Source organism: Lentzea albidocapillata, assembly GCF_000719115.1.
GTDB classification, from domain to species: domain Bacteria; phylum Actinomycetota; class Actinomycetes; order Mycobacteriales; family Pseudonocardiaceae; genus Lentzea; species Lentzea albidocapillata.
Genome location: NZ_JOEA01000008.1, coordinates 314,282 through 333,101 on the forward strand (window position 1 = coordinate 314,282; position 18,820 = coordinate 333,101).

Annotated in this window: 17 protein-coding genes and 1 riboswitch; of the genes, 6 read left to right on the forward strand and 11 right to left on the reverse strand. The window is 68.8% G+C overall.

Annotated features, from left to right (window positions below; genetic code table 11):
• Positions 1–55 precede the first annotated feature (55 nt).
• The 4 genes from IG04_RS0113975 (at position 56) to IG04_RS0113990 (ending at position 3,832) form a co-directional block, all read left to right on the forward strand.
• On the forward strand, positions 56–724 hold the full coding sequence (locus tag IG04_RS0113975; protein WP_084401696.1) for an NUDIX hydrolase: 669 nt from the start codon (positions 56–58) through the stop codon (positions 722–724).
• A 10-nt stretch (positions 725–734) separates the two neighbouring features.
• Positions 735–1,415, forward strand: a complete 681-nt coding sequence (locus IG04_RS0113980) for an LON peptidase substrate-binding domain-containing protein (RefSeq protein ID WP_084401672.1) — start codon at positions 735–737, stop codon at positions 1,413–1,415.
• A gap of 453 nt (positions 1,416–1,868) precedes the next feature.
• Complete coding sequence (locus IG04_RS0113985; RefSeq protein ID WP_030477052.1) at positions 1,869–3,113, forward strand: MFS transporter; 1,245 nt, start codon at positions 1,869–1,871, stop codon at positions 3,111–3,113.
• Positions 3,110–3,832 (forward strand): putative hydro-lyase, encoded by a 723-nt coding sequence (locus IG04_RS0113990; RefSeq protein WP_051769824.1) that lies wholly within the window; start codon positions 3,110–3,112, stop codon positions 3,830–3,832. The genes IG04_RS0113985 and IG04_RS0113990 overlap by 4 nt, the downstream gene beginning before the upstream one ends.
• A 25-nt stretch (positions 3,833–3,857) precedes the next feature.
• Here IG04_RS0113990 and IG04_RS0113995 read toward each other — a convergent pair whose 3' ends face one another.
• The 4 genes from IG04_RS0113995 to bioD form a co-directional block, all read right to left on the reverse strand.
• Positions 3,858–4,451, reverse strand: a complete 594-nt coding sequence (locus IG04_RS0113995; protein WP_030477054.1) for a DUF2567 domain-containing protein — start codon at positions 4,449–4,451, stop codon at positions 3,858–3,860.
• Between the two features lie 13 nt (positions 4,452–4,464).
• A complete protein-coding gene (gene bsaP, locus IG04_RS0114000; protein ID WP_030477055.1) occupies positions 4,465–4,659 on the reverse strand; it encodes a biotin synthase auxiliary protein BsaP in 195 nt (64 codons plus the stop codon).
• A 2-nt stretch (positions 4,660–4,661) separates the two neighbouring features.
• The gene (gene bioB, locus IG04_RS0114005; RefSeq protein ID WP_030477056.1) at positions 4,662–5,678 is read right to left on the reverse strand and encodes a biotin synthase BioB; all 1,017 of its coding nucleotides are present in this window, start codon (positions 5,676–5,678) and stop codon (positions 4,662–4,664) included.
• 70 nt (positions 5,679–5,748) lie between these two features.
• Positions 5,749–6,468, reverse strand: a complete 720-nt coding sequence (gene bioD, locus IG04_RS0114010) for a dethiobiotin synthase (RefSeq protein ID WP_036014528.1) — start codon at positions 6,466–6,468, stop codon at positions 5,749–5,751.
• Positions 6,469–6,553: 85 nt separating this feature from the next.
• On the opposite strand from bioD, the gene IG04_RS0114015 reads away from it, so the two are divergent.
• Positions 6,554–6,796 carry a glutaredoxin family protein gene (locus IG04_RS0114015; protein ID WP_030477058.1) on the forward strand — a complete coding sequence of 81 codons (243 nt, stop codon included), beginning with the start codon at positions 6,554–6,556 and terminating at the stop codon, positions 6,794–6,796.
• Here the strand turns inward: IG04_RS0114015 and IG04_RS0114020 are convergent.
• Genes IG04_RS0114020 through dnaE form a run of 3 tightly spaced genes read right to left on the reverse strand, consistent with a single transcriptional unit; the run spans position 6,769 to position 12,810 of the window.
• Positions 6,769–8,031, reverse strand: a complete 1,263-nt coding sequence (locus IG04_RS0114020; protein ID WP_211257757.1) for an adenosylmethionine--8-amino-7-oxononanoate transaminase — start codon at positions 8,029–8,031, stop codon at positions 6,769–6,771. The two genes, IG04_RS0114015 and IG04_RS0114020, sit on opposite strands and share 28 nt — an antisense overlap.
• Positions 8,032–8,035: 4 nt before the next feature.
• On the reverse strand, positions 8,036–9,241 hold the full coding sequence (locus tag IG04_RS0114025; RefSeq protein WP_030477060.1) for a cytochrome P450 family protein: 1,206 nt from the start codon (positions 9,239–9,241) through the stop codon (positions 8,036–8,038).
• A gap of 56 nt (positions 9,242–9,297) precedes the next feature.
• Complete coding sequence (dnaE, locus tag IG04_RS0114030; protein ID WP_051769862.1) at positions 9,298–12,810, reverse strand: DNA polymerase III subunit alpha; 3,513 nt, start codon at positions 12,808–12,810, stop codon at positions 9,298–9,300.
• Between the two features lie 213 nt (positions 12,811–13,023).
• Between dnaE and IG04_RS0114035 the strand changes: the two genes are divergently transcribed.
• A complete protein-coding gene (locus IG04_RS0114035) occupies positions 13,024–13,863 on the forward strand; it encodes an AsnC family protein (RefSeq protein WP_030477062.1) in 840 nt (279 codons plus the stop codon).
• 56 nt (positions 13,864–13,919) lie between these two features.
• On the opposite strand, the gene IG04_RS0114040 is transcribed toward IG04_RS0114035, so the two are convergent.
• From IG04_RS0114040 to IG04_RS0114055, 4 genes are all read right to left on the reverse strand, one after another.
• Positions 13,920–14,804, reverse strand: a complete 885-nt coding sequence (locus IG04_RS0114040) for an RluA family pseudouridine synthase (RefSeq protein ID WP_051769864.1) — start codon at positions 14,802–14,804, stop codon at positions 13,920–13,922.
• A gap of 99 nt (positions 14,805–14,903) precedes the next feature.
• Entirely contained in the window at positions 14,904–15,653 is a 750-nt protein-coding gene (gene lspA, locus IG04_RS42575; RefSeq protein ID WP_173849993.1) for a signal peptidase II, read from the reverse strand.
• Positions 15,654–15,676: 23 nt separating this feature from the next.
• Positions 15,677–17,008: an aminotransferase class V-fold PLP-dependent enzyme gene (locus IG04_RS0114050; RefSeq protein WP_030477065.1), complete on the reverse strand. Its 1,332-nt coding sequence runs from the start codon at positions 17,006–17,008 to the stop codon at positions 15,677–15,679.
• A gap of 37 nt (positions 17,009–17,045) precedes the next feature.
• Positions 17,046–17,160: riboswitch (SAM riboswitch) on the reverse strand.
• Positions 17,161–17,232: 72 nt separating this feature from the next.
• On the reverse strand, positions 17,233–18,711 hold the full coding sequence (locus IG04_RS0114055) for a potassium/proton antiporter (protein ID WP_144065468.1): 1,479 nt from the start codon (positions 18,709–18,711) through the stop codon (positions 17,233–17,235).
• Positions 18,712–18,820: the final 109 nt, after the last annotated feature.

Here is an 18,820-nt window from a genome sequence, read left to right on the forward strand (position 1 = left end):
GGCCGATAGTATCAGCCGGGTGGCAGGTGTGGGGCACGAAGTTCTGGCCGCTGTGTTGCGGGTGAGAGGTGCATCACTCCAGGTCATGCTGTGGGAGCGCGCTCGGGAACCACATGCTCACCGCTGGTCGCTGCCGGGTGGGGAGCTGCGGGTGGACGAGGACGTCGAGTCCTCCATCCGCCGTCAGCTCGCGGAAAAAGTCGACGTGCGACAGTTGTCACACGTCGAACAGCTCGCCGTGTTCAGCGCGCCAGACCGCGTTCCCGGTCCCCGCGTCGTGGCGACGGCGTTCCTCGGACTGGTGCCTTCGGACGTCGATCCCGAGCGGCCGGCGGACACGGAGTGGCACTGCGTGGAGAAGCTGCCCGCGATGGCGTTCGACCACGCCTCGATCGTGCATCGAGCGCGGCACAGGCTCGGCTCGAAGCTGTCGTACACGAACGTCGGCTTCGCACTGGCACCACCGGAGTTCACGATCTCGCTGCTGCGCGACCACTACTCCGCGGCCCTGGGCTACCGCGTGTCCGCGACGAACCTGCAACGCGTGCTGTCACGCCGGTTGTTGCTGGAACCCACGGGCGGCACCGCTCCCCCCGGCCCGTCCGGCGGCCGCCCGGCGGCGTTGTTCCGGTTCAGCGCCAAGGCAATCCTGGTGACCGATCCGTTCGCCGTCCTGAGGCCGCCCGGATCCGGCCGTCCGGCGGGCGGGAGTGGCACGACGTAACGTTGGGCGCGTGGCAGAGACGCTTCCCTTGTTTCCCCTTGGCACAGTGCTGCTTCCAGGGGCGTCTTTGCCGCTGCACATCTTCGAACCCCGCTACCGCCAGCTCGTCGTCGACCTGATGACCGGCTCGCTGTTCGGCCGGACGTTCGGCGTCGTGTGCATCAAGCAGGGCTGGGAAGTGGGCGCCGACAACGTCCACTCACTGCAGGACATCGGCTGCTCGGCGGACCTGCTGGACGCCCGGCCGATGCCCGAGGGCCGCTTCGACATCGTGACGCGCGGGGTGCGGCGGTTCCGGCTGCTGGACGTCGACACGACGACGGCGCCGTACCTGCTGGCCCACGTCGACTACCTGGACGACGTTCCCGTGCCCGAGGCGGCTCAGGAGGTCGTGCCGATCCTGGAGCGCGGAGCCCGTGCCGCCCATGAACGCTACTGCGGCGCCGCTTGGCATCGAGAGGACTGGTCCACGCCCGCCGAGGACGTCGATCTCGGCGCGTTGTCGTACCTGCTGGCCGCCGACTGCCTGCTGCCCGTCGAGGATCGGCAGCGGCTGCTGGAGGAGAGGTCACCGGCTCGGCGGCTGCGGCTCGTGCGGCGGATGCTGCACCGGGAGACCGGGATCCTGAGCGCGCTGAAGGCCGTTCCGGTGCCGTTGACCGAGTTTGGGCACGTGCCGAGCCCGAACTAGTGGTGTGGCCCGGGACGTCGGCGACGTAATCCACGCTCAGCAGGGCGCCTCGCGGCACCGCCCCCACGCCCCCGTACAACCAGTACGAGAACGTGGGGCGACACCGCGATGCACCCGTCTGACCGCGAATTCCCCCGGCAACGTCCCGGGCCACACCACTAGCCGCACCGCCGGCGTCACGCTGCAGAAGCCGCCGGACGAGTCGCCTCAAGCTGTAGCCCGATCGCACGCGGGGGTCTTTCGTACTGCTCGTCAGTACGTACGGCCCCCGTTTGCGTTGAGGCGAGGCACGAGCGCGGACCGTTGAGCCGCACCCACCGACGCCACCCAGCCCATCCGCAGCGCGCCGATCGTCGGATCGTGGAATTGTGGCCTTGTGGGATTGTTGAACAATCCTTACTCTGAGGCTCACATCACACCCGACCACTCCTCCACCACGCTGCGAGGTGTCCCATGAGCACGTCCACGACCGAGGACACAGGCCGTTTCGCCTGGTTCCGCAGTCTCGGCCAGAAGGGCAGGCGCGCGTTCGTCGGCGCCTTCGGCGGCTACGGACTGGACTCGTACGACTACTGGGTCCTGCCCCTGAGCCTGGTCGCGATCACCGGCTACTTCGGCCTGACGAAGGCGGAAGCCGGCCTGCTGGGCACCAGCACGCTGCTGATGAGCGCCATCGGCGGCGCGGTGGCGGGGATCATGGCCGACCGGTTCGGCCGGTCCAGGACGCTGGTCATCACGGTGGCCGCGTACGCGTTCTTCACGGTGCTGTGCGGTTTCGCGACGAACTACGAGACCCTGCTGGTCTTCCGCGCGCTGCAGGGGCTGGGCTTCGGTGGCGAGTGGGCGGCCGGGGCGATCCTCGTGGCCGAGTACTGCAAGCCGAAGTACCGCGGGCGGACCGTGGCGTTCATCCAGAGCGCGTGGGCAGTGGGCTGGGGGCTGGCGGTCCTCGTCAACACGCTGGTCGTCTCGTTCGCGGACCCGGCCATCTCCTGGCGGATCATGTTCTGGACGGGCGCGCTGCCCGCGATCCTCATCTTCTACGTGCGCCGCAACGTCGAGGACGCGCCGGAAGCCAAGGCACAGCTCAAAGAACGCGGCACGTTCCCGAAGATCTTCCGGGGTCCGATCCTCAAGACCACGTTGTTCGCCGCGTTGCTCGCGACCGGTGTGCAGGGCGGGTACTACACACTCGCGTTGTGGCTGCCCGCGTTCCTGCAGACGGGGCGCGGCCTCACGGTCATCGGCACGGGCGGGTACCTCGCGTTCCTCATCGTCGGCGCCTGGATCGGGTACGTGTGCGGTGGCTACCTCACGGACTACCTGGGGCGTAAGAAGACCTTCGTGCTGTTCGCGGTCGCCAGCGCGTTGCTGATCGTCGCGTACACACAGATTCCCAACGGCGCCAACACGTTGGTCATGTTCCTCGGCTTCCCGCTCGGGTTCTGCATGAGCGCGATCTTCAGCGGGTTCGGCAGCTACCTCAGCGAGCTCTACCCGACGCACCTGCGGGGCACCGGCCAGGGCTTCACCTACAACTTCGGGCGCGCGTTCGGCGCGGTGTTCCCCGGTGTGGTCGGGTTCATGGCCGACCGGCTCGGTATCGGCGGTGCGATGCTGTTCGGGGCGGCCGCGTACGGAATCGCCGTCGTCGCACTCATCTGGCTGCCGGAGACGGTCAACAAGGAGCTCGAATGACGACCGCGGGACAAGCGCCGGGACAGGCGCAGGCCAACCTGATCGCCATCCCCAGGGACTGGGCGTACGACTTCCTGCTCTTCACCCACCGCAACCCCAAGCCGTGCCCGGTGCTCGACGTGCTGGACGCGGGCGAGACCGTCAGCGCCCTCAAGCAGGACGCGGACGTGCGCACCCACGCGCCGCGGTACCGCATCTGGGAAAACGGGGAGCTCAAAGCAGAACCCGAGAACGCGACCGACTACTGGCGCGACGACCTGGTGACGTTCCTGATCGGCTGCAGCTTCACGTTCGAGACGGCACTCACCAACGCGGGAGTGCCGCTGCGGCACGTCGATCAGGGCAAGAACGTCTCCATGTACGTAACGGACATCCAGTGCCGGCCCGCAGGAAGGCTGCACGGCCCGATGGTCGTGTCGATGCGCTGGATCCCGGAGTCCCTTGTGGACATGGCGCACAAGGTCACCGCGCTCATGCCGTCGGTGCACGGCGCCCCGGTCGGTGCGGGCGACCCGAGGATGCTCGGGATCGAGGACATCGACGCACCGGACTTCGGGGACGCCGTCGAGCACGAACCCGGTGATGTGCCGGTGTTCTGGGCGTGCGGGGTGACTCCTCAGGCCGTGCTGATGAAGTCCAGGCCGCCGTTCGCGATCACGCACGCGCCCGGTCAGATGTTCGTGACGGACATGCCCGACTTCGCCTACCGCGTCGGGTAACCGAAGAAGGCGGCGTCCCGGCGAACTAACCGAGGCGCCGCCCGAGGTCGTCCAGGCCGTTCCACGCCGTGCAGCAGCCGTACGCCAGCGCGGCACCCAGCGGCCACGCCAGAATTCCCCACCACGTCTCCAAAGCGGGCGCGATGAGCAACGTGTCGTTCGCCTTGATCGTCGACGGCAGCGGGTACGCGGCCGCGGCCAGCGAACCGCCGAGGAACTGCGCGAACCACCCCGCCCCGAACGATCCGGCGGTCATCCCCAGCATCACGACCGGCCCGCGCCGCTGCCGCAGCAGCCACGTCGCGATCCCGGTGACCACGCCGGCGCCCAGGCCGATCAGCACGAACACCATCAGCGCGTCGAGCCGGTGGTAGCTCTCCACGCCGATCGGGTAGAACTTGCTGTCCTGCGCCGAGACGATCTTGAGCTGGGCCGGGGCCAGCCACGACCAGAGGTACGCGGCCGGCAGCCCGAACGCGAACGTCGTCAGCGCCACCACGAGGCCCGGCAGCAGATCCCGCTTCACCACCACCTTCGGCCGTGGCCGGGGGTAGTAGTGGTAGACGTACGGCGGCTCCGGCACGGGTTCGATGCGCACCGGCGCTGCTTTTTCGTCCATTCGCGAGAGGTTACTACCGAGCCGACGCAGTCTCTCCGTGGCGGCTACAGCGCGCCGTCCAGCCGTCCGGGGTCACCTGGACGACCATGCGGCGCGCGCACTCCGGGCAGTAGCGCGGCGGATCGATCATCGACAGACGCTGACGGCAGAACGCGTGGTCGCCGTCAGCCTCTTCCTTGCCGCAGAAAGCGCAGTACACAGCCGTCATCTTCACAGGGTCTGGCTCAGCGCCTTGATCGGCATCGACAGCTCTTCGAGCATGTCGAGGTCCTGCTGCGCGGGACGGCCGAGGTTCGTCAGGTAGTTGCCGACGATGATCGCGTTGATGCCGCCGAGCATGCCCTGCTTCGCACCCAGGTCACCGAACGTCAGCTCACGGCCGCCGGCGAACCGCAGGATCGTGCGCGGCAGCGCGAGCCGGAACGCGCCGACCGTGCGCAGCGCCTCGGCGCCCTCGACGACCGGGTAGTTCTCGTACGGCGTGCCGGGGTTCGGGATGAGGAAGTTCAGCGGGACCTCGTCCGGCTCCAGCTCCGCGAGCTGCACGGCGAACTCCGCGCGCTGCGCCAGCGTCTCCCCCATGCCGATGATGCCGCCACAGCAGACCTCCATGCCGGCGTCGCGGATCATCCGCAGCGTGTCCCAGCGCTCCTCCCAGGAGTGCGTGGTGACGACCTCCGGGAAGTGCGAGCGGGCGGTCTCGAGGTTGTGGTTGTAGCGGTGCACGCCCATGGCCACGAGCTCGTCGACCTGCTCCTGCGTGAGCATGCCGAGCGAGCAGGCGATCTGGATGTCGTTGCCGTCCGCGCGGATGGCCTTGATGCCGTCACGCACCTGCGAGAGCAGCCGCTTGTCCGGGCCGCGCACGGCCGCGACGATGCAGAACTCGGTCGCGCCGGTGTCACGGGTCTGCCGCGCCGCGCGGACCAGGCCGGGAATGTCCAGCCACGCCGACCGCACGGGCGAGGGGAACTGGCCCGACTGCGAGCAGAAGTGGCAGTCCTCGGGGCAGCCACCGGTCTTGAGCGACACGATGCCCTCGACCTCGACCTCGGGGCCGCACCAGCGCTCACGGACCTCGTGCGCCAGTGCGAGCAGCTCGGGGACCCGGTCCTCGGGGAGCTCCAGCACCTTCAGCACCTGAGCCTCGGTGAGCCCGACGCCTCGTTCGAGCACCTGCTCACGAGCCTCGTCGAGCACGTCGATCTGTTCCGGTGCTGCGGTCACGATCTCTCCTCCTCTGTGGCCTGGCGAGCCAGTGTGCCTCACTGAATCCTTCCTCGTGCAGCGATGTAGGTCACTGGACCGCGAATTGAGCCGCGAACGTCTCCGGGTCGAACTCCCCGCCGAACCACGGTGAGAACGATCTCCTGGCGACGGTCAGGAAGTCCACCGGGCCGAGCTTCGTCACACCCTGCGGCAGCGCGCCGAGCAGCGGTGCGCCCGCCGCCTCCGGCAGGTCGGCCAGGTTCGTGAGCGAGGCGAGGTCGGGGTGCAGCGGCCAGCTGCCCACCACGACACCGATCGACTCGAGTCCACGCCGCTGCAACGCCTCGGCCGTCAGCGCGGTCGAGTTCAACGTGCCGAGCCCGGCCTGAGCGACGATCAGGACGGGCGCGTTCACCGCCCACGCGATGTCGGCCAGCGTCGAACCGCCCTCGTCGAACCGCACCAGCAGCCCGCCCGCGCCCTCGACCAGCACCAGGTCGTGGGTCTCGTCGAGCGCGGTGACCTCGGCGGCGACCTCCTTGGGGTGCACGGTGGCCATGCCGGCGCGTCTCGCCGCGGTGGCGGGGGCCAGCGGGTCGGGGTATCTGGCCAGCTCACGGGTCGTCACGTCGCCCGCCAGCCGCGCCACCTCCGCCACGTCGCCAGGCTCGCCGGGCAGCAGGCCGGTCTGCGCGGGCTTGAGCACCGCGACCCGTCTGCCTTCTGCCCTGGCCAGCGCCGCGATGCCCGCGGTCACGGCGGTCTTGCCGACCTCGGTCCCGGTTCCGGTGATCACCAGCACGCTCACAGGCACTCACTGTATTGGACGGCTGCTCCTCCGGAGACAGCGGCAAGGTCGACGCGACCTTGCGGCCGTCACCTACCGTAAGGGCATGACCGAGCAACCGATCGTGATGTACGGCGCCGAATGGTGTGGCGACTGCCGCCGGGCCAAGTCGTGGCTGACCCGCAACAACGTGCCGTTCACCTACGTCGACGTCGAGCACGACGACGAGGCGCGGGACAGGGCGATCGAGATCTCCGGCCGCAAGCAGATCCCCGTCGTCGTGCTCCCGAACGGTGAGTTCATGGTCGAGCCGACCGACACTCAGCTCGCGGCCGCGATCACTCCCTGACAGATCGCCGCGATGTCGTCGTCCGTGCTGATGAACGGCGGCATCGTGTAGATCAGGTCGCGGAACGGCCGCAGCCAGACGCCCGCGTCAACCGCGGCGCGAGTGGCTCGGGCCATGTCCACGGGCTCATGCAGCTGCACGACACCGATGGCGCCCAGCACGCGCACGTCCCGAACGCCGGGCAACGCGCGTGCGGGCGCGAGTCCTGCCGTCAGACCGGCGGAGATGCGGGCGACCTCGCGCTTCCAGTCCTGGGACAGCAGCAGGTCGATCGACGCCAGCGACACCGCCGCAGCCAGCGGGTTGCCCATGAACGTCGGCCCGTGCGCGAGCACCGGCACCTCGCCCCTGCTGATCCCGTCCGCCACCCGTGACGTGCACAGGGTGGCGGCCATCGTCAGGTACCCGCCGGTCAGCGACTTGCCCAGGCACATGACGTCCGGGCTGACGTTCGCGTGATCGGCACCGAACAGCTCGCCCGTGCGGCCGAAGCCCGTGGCGATCTCGTCGAACACCAGCAGCACATCGTGCGTGTATGCCAGCTCGCGCAACACGTGCAGGTAGCGCGGGTCGTGGAAGCGCATGCCCCCGGCGCCCTGCACGACCGGCTCGACGATGATCGCGGCGAGTTCGTCCGCGTGTTCCTCGATCAGGTCGGCGAGGTGCTGGACGTACGCGGTGTCCATCTCGGCCGGCGGCGCGTCCGCGAACACCTGCTGCGGCAGAATCCCGCGCCACAGCGAATGCATCCCGCCCTCGGGGTCGCAGACGGACATCGGGTTGAACGTGTCGCCGTGGTAGCCGCCGCGCCACGTCAGCAGGCGGTGCTTCTCCGGCCGGTTCTGCGAGCGCCAGTACTGCAGGCACATCTTCACGGCGACCTCGACCGACACCGAGCCGGAGTCGCAGAGGAACACGTGCTGCAACGGTTCGGGGGTGATCTCGACGAGCTTCGCGCTGAGCCTGATGGCGGGCTCGTGCGTGAGACCGCCGAACATCACGTGGCTCATCCTGCCGAGCTGCTCGGTGACGGCCGCGTCCAGCACGGGGTGGCGGTAGCCGTGGATGGCCGCCCACCACGACGACATGCCGTCGACGAGCTCGCGGCCGTCCGCGAGCGTCAGCCGGACACCCGAGGCCTCCGAGACGAGCAACGGTTCCTGGGTGCCCGGCATCGGGCCGTACGGGTGCCAGACGTGCGCCTGGTCGAGCTTCAGCAGGTCGTCCACCCGCAGCACATTAGGCGAGGCGGACGGGCAGGGTGTGCAGGCCGCGGATCAGCGTGCTGTCCCGCCACACCAACGTCTCCGGCTCCGCGGCCAGCGTCAGGTTCGGGAACCGGTCGAGCAGCTGCGTCAGCGCCACGTCGAACTCCAGCCGGGCCAGCGGCGCGCCGAGGCAGAAGTGGATGCCGTGACCGAACGCCACGTGCCCCTGCGCCGACCGCGTCACGTCGAGCTTGTCCGCATCGGCGTACTTCGCGGGGTCGCGGTTCGCGGCGACCAGCGACACCATCAGGATCTCGCCGGCGGGCACCGTGACGCCGCCGAGCTCGAGGTCCTCCCTGGTGTAGCGGAAGGTCGCGACGTTGACCGGGCCCTCCAGCCGCAGGAACTCCTCGGTGCTCGCCGGGATCAACTCGGGGCGGTCCTTGAGGATCTGCAGCTGGTCCGGGTTCCTCAGCAACGACAGCACCGCGTTGCCGATGAGGTTCACCGTCGTCTCGTGGCCCGCCACGAGCAGCAGGAACGCCATCGAGATCAGCTCTTCGGTGTTCAGCCGGTCACCGGAGTCGTCGGCGTGCACGAGAGCGGAGAAGAACGTGTCGTCGGGCTCGGCCTGGGCGATGGCCGTGACGTGCTGGAAGAGGAAGCCGGCCATCGCGGACGCGGCGGCCTGCACCTGGTCCGGCGTACCGAAGGACAGCAGCTGGTTCGACCACTCGCGGAAGTCGTCGCGGTTGTCGATCGGGATGCCGAGCAGCTCGCAGATGACGGTGATGGGCAGCGGGAACGCGAACGCCTCCAGCAGGTCGACCTCGTCGCCGTCGTTGAGCTTGGCGATCAGCTCGGCCGCGATCTCCTGCACACGTGGGCGCATCAGCTCGATGCGACGGGCGGTGAACGCCTTGGTCACGAGCTTGCGCAGCCGGGTGTGGCCCGGCGGGTCCATGTTGAGCATGTGCACGGCGAGCGTGGGTTCGATCTCGCGGCGCTGGTCGGTGTCGGGAGAGTGCACGGCCATCAGGTGGCCGCCCTCCGCGATGTTCTTGCTGACCTGCGGAGCGGTGAGGGCGATCTTCGCCTCGTCGTACCGAGTCACGAGCCAGACCTTGAGCCCGCGCGGCATGTGGACTTCCTGCACGGGCCCCTCGGCACGCAGCATGTCGTGCACGTGGTGCGGGTTCTGGACGTAGTCGTCGGGCAACTGGGTGAGTGTCGTCACCTCACCCAGTTAACCCCGTTTACTCAACCCTCGCCACTATTTCCGAAGCCAGGCGATCAACGCTGGATGGTGACGCCGCGGATGGTCTTGAGATCACCGAAGAGCGACGGCGTCGTGCTGACCCGGTAGTTGTCCACCACCAGCATCTCCTTCGACTTGTCGCGCTTCTGCACCTCCAGGTGCACGGCGACCTGACCCTCGTGCGACTTGAACACGATCTTGAGTTCCTCGATCAACTCCGGCGTCAGCGTCTTGGTGTGCAGCCCGAGCACGAGCGGCGGGTCCGCGCCGGGGTTGGCCTCCGCGTCGCTGATGTCGAGCGGGACGACGCCGTCACCGAAGATCGCCATCTTGTCCTCGCGCCAGTTCACGCGGCCCTTCACGCACACGGCGGAGTCGAGCTCCAGGTCGTCGCGCAGCACCTCGTAGGACTTCGGGAAGAACAGGACCTCGATGGACGCGTCCAGGTCCTCGATGACCGTGATCGCCCACGGCAGGCCGTTCTTGTTCACCCGGCGCTCGATCGACGAGATCATGCCCGAGACGATCAGCTCGCCTTCCTTGGGCGGATCGTCGAGCACGACCGCGATCGGCCGCGGCGCGTACTTGCGCAGGATCCGCTCGGCGCCGTCGAGGGGGTGCGAGGACACGTACAGCCCCAGCATCTCCTTCTCGAGGCTGAGCATCTGCTTGCGCGGGTACTCGTCCGTGCCGAACTTGAGGTGCGCCAGCGGTGAGCTGCTGTCGTCCTGGTCGTCGGCGCTGTCGCCACCGAACAGGTCGAACTGCCCCTCCGCCTCCTTGCGCTTGATCGGGACGACGGCGTCGACCGCGTCCTCGTGCACCTGGATCAGCGAGAGCCTGGGGTGGCCGAACGCGTCGAACGCGCCTGCCTTGATCAGCGACTCGATCACGCGCTTGTTGCAGGCGACGAGCTCGGACTTGTCCATGAAGTCCGTGAAGGACGTGTAGGCGCCCTTCTCCCGGCGGCTCTTGATGATCGACTCGACGACGTTCGCGCCGACGTTGCGGATCGCGCCCAGGCCGAAGCGGATGTCCGTGCCGACCGCACCGAAGCGCAGCGCCGACTCGTTGACGTCCGGCGGGAGGACCTTGATGCCCAGGCGGCGGCACTCGGCGAGGTAGACCGCCGACTTGTCCTTGTTGTCACCGACCGACGTCAGCAGGGCGGCCATGTACTCGGCGCGGAAGTTCGCCTTGAGGTACGCCGTCCAGTACGAGATCAGGCCGTACGCGGCCGCGTGCGACTTGTTGAACGCGTAGCCGGCGAACGGGAGGATCGTGTCCCACAGCGCCTGGATCGCCTCGTCGGAGAAGCCGCGCGGGTCGTTGCGCATGCCCTCGCGGAAGCCCTCGAACTCCTTGGCCAGGACCTCGGCCTTCTTCTTGCCCATGGCCTTGCGGAGCACGTCCGCGCGGCCCATCGAGTAGCCCGCGACCTCCTGGGCGATGAACATGATCTGCTCTTGGTAGACGATCAGACCGTGCGTCTCGCCGAGGATCACCTTGAGCGGTTCCTCGAGCTGCGGGTGGATCGGCTTGACTTCCTGACGGCCGTTCTTGCGGTCCGCGTAGTCGTTGTGCGCGTTCACACCCATCGGACCGGGGCGGTACAGCGCGCCGACCGCGACGATGTCCTCGAACGTCGTCGGCTGCATCCGGCGCAGCAGGTCGCGCATCGGCCCGCCGTCCAGCTGGAACACGCCGAGCGTGTCACCCCGGCCGAGCAGCGCGTAGGTCTCCGGGTCGTCGAGCGTGAGCTTGTCGAAGTCCGGGACCGCGTCCTTGCCGCGGTTGGCCTCGATGTTCTCGATCGCGTCGCCCATCACCGTGAGGTTGCGCAGCCCGAGGAAGTCCATCTTCAGCAGGCCGATGTTCTCGCACGACGGGTAGTCCCAGCCGGTGATGAACGAGCCGTCGTCGCGGTACCAGAGGGGGATGGACTCCGTGAGCGGGTCCTTCGACATGATCACCGCGCAGGCGTGCACACCGGCGTTGCGGATCAGGCCCTCGAGACCGAGCGCGGTGTCGAAGATCTCCTTCACCTGCGAGTCGGTCTCCAGCAGCGACCGGACCTCGGCGGCCTCGCCGTAGCGCGGGTGACTCTTGTTGACGATGCCGTTGAGCGGGATGTCCTTCGCCATGATCGGCGGCGGCAGCGCCTTCGAGATCTTGTCGGCGATCGCGAAGCCCGGCTGGCCGTGGTGCACGCGCGCCGAGTCCTTCAGCGCGGCCTTGGTCTTAATCGTGCCGAACGTGATCACCTGGGCGACCTTGTCCGTGCCGTACTTCTCACTGGCGTAGCGGATCATCTCGCCACGACGGCGGTCGTCGAAGTCGATGTCGATGTCGGGCATGGCGGTGCGCTCGGGGTTCAGGAACCGCTCGAACAGCAGACCGTGCGGGATCGGGTCGATGTTCGTGATGCCCATCGCCCACGACACGGCCGCGCCCGCGGCCGAACCACGGCCGGGACCGACGCGGATGCCCACGCTGCGGGCGTAGCTGATCAGGTCGGCGACGATCAGGAAGTACGCCGGGAAGCCCTTGTCGATGATGACCTTGGCCTCGAAGTCACAGCGCTTGATGTACTCGTCCGGAACCTCCCGGCCCTCGAACCGCCACTCGAGGCCGCGCCGGATCTCCTTGCGGAACCAGGAGGCCTGGTCCTCGCCCTCGGGGACCTCGAAGTTCGGGATGCGGTCCTTGACGGTCCAGATGTCCTCGTAGGACTCGACCATCGACGCGACCAGCAGCGTGTTGTCGCACGCCTCCGGGAGGTCCTTCCAGATCTCCCGCATCTCCTCGGACGACTTCAGGTAGTAGCCGTCGCCGTCGAACTTGAACCGGTTCGGGTCGGTCAGCATCTTGCCGGACTGCACGCAGAGCAACGCCGAGTGCGTGTCCGCCTGATCCTTGGTGACGTAGTGGCTGTCGTTCGTCGCGAGCGGCGGGATGCCGAGCTTCCTGCTGATCTCCAGCAGGCCGTCGCGGACCCGGCGCTCGATCTCCAGGCCGTGGTCCATCAACTCCAGGAAGAAGTTGTCCTTGCCGAAGATGTCGCGGTAGTCGGACGCGGCCTGGAACGCCTCGTCGACCTGACCGAGCCGCAGCCGGGTCTGCACCTCGCCGGACGGGCAGCCGGTCGTCGCGATGATGCCGTCGGCGTGCTCCGAGACGAGCTCGCGGTCCATGCGGGGCTTGTAGTAGTAGCCCGTCTTGCTGGCCTCGGTGTGCAGCCGGAAGAGGTTCCGCAGTCCGTCCGCGTTGCGCGCCCACATCGTCATGTGGGTGTACGCGCCGGCACCGGAGATGTCGTCGCTGCGCTGACCGGGATCGCCCCAGGCGACCGGCTTCTTGTGCAGGCGGTTGTGCGGGGCGAGGTAGGCCTCGATGCCGATGATCGGCTTGATGCCGGTCTTCATCGCCGTTTGGTAGAACTCGTCGGACCCGTACATGTTGCCGTGGTCGCTCATGCCGACAGCGGTCATGCCGAGCCGCCCGGCCTCCTCGAACAGCGGGGCCACCTTGGCCGCACCGTCGAGCATCGAGTACTCGGTGTGCACGTGCAGATGCACAAACGAGTCCGCCACGGTACCTCCATGAGATCGAACGGACGCGTGGGAAGGACGCGAATTCCGGATCTGCCAACCCTATCCCGCCTCGAAGATCACCTGTCGGAGGCTCCAGGGTTTGTCTGGGTGATCTCGATCCGGTAGGCGGTGACATGGTGGTCACGACCGCCGGGTAGCGTTCTTTTCGTGGTGCCCCCCGATCCCGTAGACGCTCGCCTGCTCGCCGTTCTCGCCGAGTCGGGCCGCGCCGCCGTGCACGAGATCGCCCAGCGCCTGGGCATGGACCCGCGCGAGGCCGCCATGCGCCTGATCACCCTCTCGGGCAGCGGCCTGCCGTTGCTGGTGGGTGTGGAGTGCGACCCGAACGGCGTGCGCAGGGCCCTCGCGAACGCCGCCGCCTACGGCAGCTACGTGGGCGGTCCGCCGTCCGGCCCGCACGCGGTGCACCAGAGCGGCCCCCACCCGGTCCAGCAGCAGCCCTACGGTCCGCAGGGCCCGGTCAGCCAGCCGTTCCCCACCCAGCAGCCGCCCCAGGCCACCTGGGGTCCGCCCCAGTCCGCAGGCTGGGTGCGCGCGGACCAGCCGCAGCCCAAGCCCGTCGTCTCGCGGACCGGCAAGATCGGCTCGGTGCTGGAGGCGGACAGCCTCGAAGGCGCCCGTCTCACCATCCAGCTGGTCGAGGTCGTCGACCCGGCCGACTTCCTGTTCACGGCGGCCGGCTACAAGCTCGCCGAGGGCGAACGGTCCGTGGTCGTGCACACCGAGGTGACGAACACCTCGCAGGTCCCGTACACCTCGCTGCCGGACATGTACCTGGTCCTCGTGACCAAGACCGGCGAGACCGTGACGAAGGCGCCCGTCTCGCTGTCCTCCCGGCCCGCGCACAAGCTCGGCGTGCAGCCGGGCGAGACGACGGGCGGGCACAGCGTGTTCGTGCTGCCCGACGAGACCCAGGTGATCCAGGTTCGCTGGAGCGTGCGCCCCGAGGTCGACCTGAACACCCTGGTCTGGACCGTCGAAGACTGAGCACACCGGTTGACATCAGGCGCAACGTCGTCAACCGGTGATTTGCCCAGACGCAATCAGCCCTCTTCGCGCAGCTTCTCCAGCGACACGAACAGGTCCTCCGGGTACTCCGACGTGTACGAGACCCACTGACCGTCCGCCGGGTGGTGGAACCCGAGCTGACGCGCGTGCAGCCATTGCCGCGTCACCCCGAGCCGCTTGGCCAGCGTCGGGTCGGCCCCGTACGTCAGGTCGCCCACGCACGGGTGGTGCAGCGCCGAGAAGTGCACACGGATCTGGTGCGTGCGCCCGGTCTCCAGGTGCACCTCGACGAACGACGCCGCGCGGAACGCCTCGATGACCTCGTAGTGCGTGATGGACGGCTTGCCGTCCTGCATCACGGCGAACTTGTAGTCGTGCTTGGGGTGGCGGTCGATCGGGGCGTCGATGGTGCCCTTGATCGGGTCCGGGTGGCCCTGCACGAGCGCGTGGTAGACCTTGTCGACGGTCCGCTCTTTGAAGGCGTGCTTCAGCGCCGAGTACGCGGACTCGGACTTCGCGACGACCATCACGCCGGTCGTGCCGACGTCGAGCCGGTGCACGACGCCCTGGCGCTCGGCGGCTCCGGACGTGGCGACACGGTGGCCGCCGGCGAGGAGCCCTCCGACAACGGTCGGCCCGGTCCAGCCCGGTGACGGGTGCACGGCGACCCCGACGGGCTTGTCGACGACGATGATGTCGTCGTCCTCGTGGACGATGACCAGGCCCTCGACGGGGATCGCCTGGACGGTGATCGGCTGCGGCGGCGCCGGCAGCGTGATCTCCAGCATCGACCCGGCCGTGAGCCGGTCGGACTTGCCGACGACCCGGCCGTCGACCAGCACCTCGTCGGCGTCGGCGATGGACGCGACGACGGTGCGGGACAAGCCGAGCAGCTTCGCGAGACCGGCGTCGACGCGCATGCCGTCCAGACCGTCGGGAATGGGCAGCGTTCGGTATCCGCTCACGCGGGGCCTCTACCTTCTTCTTCTTGCAGAACCTGCTGAAACTACCAGGAGCGGCTACTTCGACTCCTGCAGACCGTCCTGCTCCACGAGGGGCTCGGCCCGCTTGTGAACGGTTCCGTCGTAGTCGTGCTGCAGGAGCGCCAGGATGATGATCGTCACGCCACCGCAGACGATCGCCATGTCCGCGACGTTGAACACCGGCCACACCCGGCCGTACGGGTCGAACAGCGACAGGAAGTCGACGACGTGGCCGCGCATCGGGCCCGGCTCGCGGAAGAGTCGGTCGGCGAGGTTGCCGACGGCGCCGCCCAGCACCAGGCCGAGGCCGACGGCCCAGCCCTGGGAGCGAAGGTTGCGCGAGATCCAGACGATGAACCCGGCGACGCCGAACGCGATCAGCGCGAGGATCCACGTCATGCTCTCCGCCAGGCCGAACGCGGCGCCGGGGTTGCGGACGAACGTCAGGTAGAGCACGCCGCCGAACAGCTTGATCGGGTCGGCGCCCTCGAGGAACGCGACGGACACGACTTTGGTGAGCACGTCGAGGGCCAGCACGCCGGCCGCCAGGATCGCGAGGATCTTCGTCCTCGGTTCCGGCAGCGAGCCGGAGATCGAACCGGAGATCGGGAACTCGTCGTCGTCCTCCACCTTCGCGGGGGACTCCGCGGGTTTCTCCCCCGCGGCCGGCTCCTCGACCACGATCGCGGGCGCCGCGACCGTCTCGGGTTCGCTGACCTGCGCTTCCGCCGGTTCGTCAGCGACCTTCCCGGAGGCTTTCTCCTCGGCCTTGGACTCGTCACTCACCAGGTCATTGTCCACTACAGGGACTACGCGAGGAACGGCGGCAGGGTTCGGTTGTCGTCCTGCGGCACCCAGCGGCCGTCGCGCTGCGTGTAGGTCCACTTCGGACCTTCGGTGACCAGGGTGCGCAGCGCGGCGATCAGGCGATCGACGTGCTCGGCCGTCGTGCCGAGGCCGACCGACGCGCGCACGGCTCGTTCCTCGTGCGATCCGGCCTGCTTGACCAGGCGCCCCACGATCACGTGCGCGCAGAACGCTCCGTCGCGCACGCCGATGCCGTACTCGGCGGACAGCGCCGCCGCGAGGAAACCGGCGTCGAAGCCGGAGATCGTGAAGCTCACGACGCCGACCTTGTCCGCGTCGGCCAGGATCGCGAGCTCGCGGAAGCCGGGGATGGTGCGCAGGCCGTTCTGCAGGCGCGTCAGCAGTTCCTGCTCGTGCGCGACGGTCTGCTCCCAGTGCCGCGACAGGATCTCGCAGGCCGCGGCCAGCGCGTGCACGCCGACGACGTTCGGGCTGCCGGCCTCGTGCCGCTCGGGCACCGCGGACCAGGCCACGCCGAGGCGGTCGCCGTGGTCGGTCACCTTGGACGTCGCGCCGCCGCCCACGAGGTACGGCTGGGCCTGCTGCAGCCAGTCCGCGCGGCCGACCAGCACGCCCGCGCCGAAGGGCGCGTAGATCTTGTGGCCGGAGAACGCGATGTAGTCGACGCCCAGCTCACGGGCGTTGATCGGGCGGTGCGGGGCGAGCTGCGCGGCGTCGAGCGCGATGCGCGCGCCGTGGCGGCGGGCGACCTTCGCGAGCTCGGCGACCGGCCACAGCTCCCCCGTGACGTTGGACGCCCCGGTGACGATCACGAGCCGAGGGCCGACCGGGGCTGCGGCCAAAGCCCGGTCCAGCGCGACAACAGCAGCGCCGGACGAAGACGGAGCGGGAACCCGCTGAACGTTCGGACCGCGCCACGGCAGCAGCGCCGCGTGGTGCTCGCTGTCGAACAGCACGACGGCGGTGTTCTTGGGAACGCTGCGCGCCAACAGGTTCAGCGAGTCCGTGGTGTTGCGGGTGAAGACGACGGCGTCGGAGGAGTGCGCCCCGACGAACCTGCGGACGCGGTCGCGGGCCTGCTCGTAGACACGGGTCGAGACCTGCGAGGCGAACCCGGCGCCGCGGTGCACGCTGGCGTACCAGGGCAGCAGCTCGTCGACGGCGTCGCGGACCTCCTGCAGACAGGGCGCCGACGCCGCGTGGTCGAGGTTGGCGTACGTGACGCGCTCTCCGGTGACCAGGGGAACGCGCAGGTCGGCGCCGACGACAGCCGGAACGGAAGTGGTGGTTCCAGGGGTGATCGCGAGCGTCATCGAGCTGCCTCCGAGGCCAGGGGCCCCGTTGTGCGAAGGCCCGCGCTTGACCGGCGCCCCACGCGCCGGACCAGGTCCTCACCAAGGGCACCCCACCGCGGTTGGAGGGTTGCCGGCCAGCAAGCTTGGGCTTGACGCTGGCTCTCATGACCTGCCGACGACGTTAGCGGAGGGTGACACTCCCGTCGACACCCGATCACATCGTGAGAAGCCTCGGAGACCGACTAATCGCCGGTCTCGCCCTTCCACCTGGCGTAGCGACCGGCCCTGTCGACGGCACGTACGCGCCGCTCAGCGGCGTCGCGCGCCTCTTCGGTGGTGACGATGAGCAATTGGTCGTCCGTCTGCAGCCTCGTCGTCGGTTGTGGCGTGAAACTCTTCCCCGAGCGGACCACGAGGCTGACCGTGGCGCCGGTCGGTAGCCGCAGCTCGGACATGTAGACGCCGTGCAGCTTCGACCCGCGCTGGATGTGCACCTGCAGCAGTTCGGCCCCGAGCTCGTCAAGCGGCGAGGCGTCGACCTGGACCTCCTGCACCTCGCCCGCCTTTACCAGCCCGAGGCGCCGCGCCAGGAGCGGCAGCGTCGTGCCCTGCACCACCGTCAGCACGATGACCAGCAGGAACACCACGTCGACCAGCTCGCGAGCACCCTCGACGCCCTGGATCAGGGGGATGAGCGCGAACACGATGGGCACCGCGCCGCGCAACCCCGACCAGGACAGGAACGCCTGTTCGCGCCACGGCACCTTGAACGGCAGCGAGGCGAGGACCACCGACAGCGGCCGGGCCACGAACGTCAGCACCACGCCCGCGACCAGCGCGGGGAACAGCACGTCGAGCAGGCGCGACGGCGAGGCGTAGAGGCCGAGCAGCACGAAGAGCCCGATCTGGGCGAGCCAGCCGAGGCCTTCGGCGAACGAGAGGGTGTCGGCGCGGTGCGGCAGGCGGGCGTTGCCGAGGACCAGCGCGGCGACGTACGTGGCGAGGAATCCGGAGGAGTGCACGAGATCAGCGGCGGTGTAGGCCATCACGCACACCGCCACCGTGGCGAGCGGGTACAGACCGGTGGAGGGCAGCGCCGCGCGTCTGAGCCCGGCCCCGCCGAGATAGCCGAGTGCCACGCCGACGAGCGCGCCCGCGCCCAGTTCGTAGATCACCAGCAGTGGTGCGGTCCAGGAGATCTGGTCCGACGAGGCCAGCAGCACCACGGCTATGTAGACCGGCGCGTCGTTGAGGCCGGACTCCAGCTCGAGCGCGCCGGTAAGCCGCGAGCCGACACCCAGCGAGCGCAGGACGCTGAAGACGGCGGCCGCGTCGGTGGACGACAGCACCGCGCCCCACAGCAGCGCCATCCGCCAGTCGAGGCCCAGCAGGAAGTGCAACGCCGTTCCGGTCACCGCCACACTCACGGCGACGGCCACTGTGGACAGTGCGACGCCCAGCCGCAGCGAGGACTTCACCGCGCTCCAGCGGGTCGTGATACCGCCCTCGGTCAGGATCAGCACCAGCGCCGCGATGCCGAGGGACCGCGTGAGGTCGGCGTCGTCGAACTTGATGCCGACGACGGACTCGCCGAGGAGCACGCCGATGCCGAGGTAGAGCAGGAGCGAGGGCAGCCCTAGGCGAGTCGACACCCGCACCGCGATCACGGAGATCAGCAGTACGGCCGCGCCGACGCCCAGAACGACCGTGACGTCACCCACCTGGACCATTCTGGTTGATCACCACCGATTCCGACGAATCCGACGATCGCCTCTACCGCGCTCATGCACGAAGGAGCATGTTGATCAGTGGCTCAATCCCTAACCCTGC

What these genes read in the sequence shown, in the direction of transcription:
- IG04_RS0114040 (WP_051769864.1), bottom strand. Translation starts at nt 14,804, where the DNA reads ATGCGCGTCGACGCCGGTCTCGCGAAGCTGCTCGGCTTGTCCCGCACC.
- IG04_RS0113990 (WP_051769824.1), top strand. Translation starts at nt 3,110, where the DNA reads ATGACGACCGCGGGACAAGCGCCGGGACAGGCGCAGGCCAACCTGATC.
- IG04_RS0114050 (WP_030477065.1), bottom strand. Translation starts at nt 17,008, where the DNA reads ATGACGCTCGCGATCACCCCTGGAACCACCACTTCCGTTCCGGCTGTC.
- IG04_RS0113985 (WP_030477052.1), top strand. Translation starts at nt 1,869, where the DNA reads ATGAGCACGTCCACGACCGAGGACACAGGCCGTTTCGCCTGGTTCCGC.
- bsaP (WP_030477055.1), bottom strand. Translation starts at nt 4,659, where the DNA reads ATGACGGCTGTGTACTGCGCTTTCTGCGGCAAGGAAGAGGCTGACGGC.
- dnaE (WP_051769862.1), bottom strand. Translation starts at nt 12,810, where the DNA reads ATGCTCGACGGTGCGGCCAAGGTGGCCCCGCTGTTCGAGGAGGCCGGG.
- IG04_RS0114015 (WP_030477058.1), top strand. Translation starts at nt 6,554, where the DNA reads ATGACCGAGCAACCGATCGTGATGTACGGCGCCGAATGGTGTGGCGAC.
- IG04_RS0113995 (WP_030477054.1), bottom strand. Translation starts at nt 4,451, where the DNA reads ATGGACGAAAAAGCAGCGCCGGTGCGCATCGAACCCGTGCCGGAGCCG.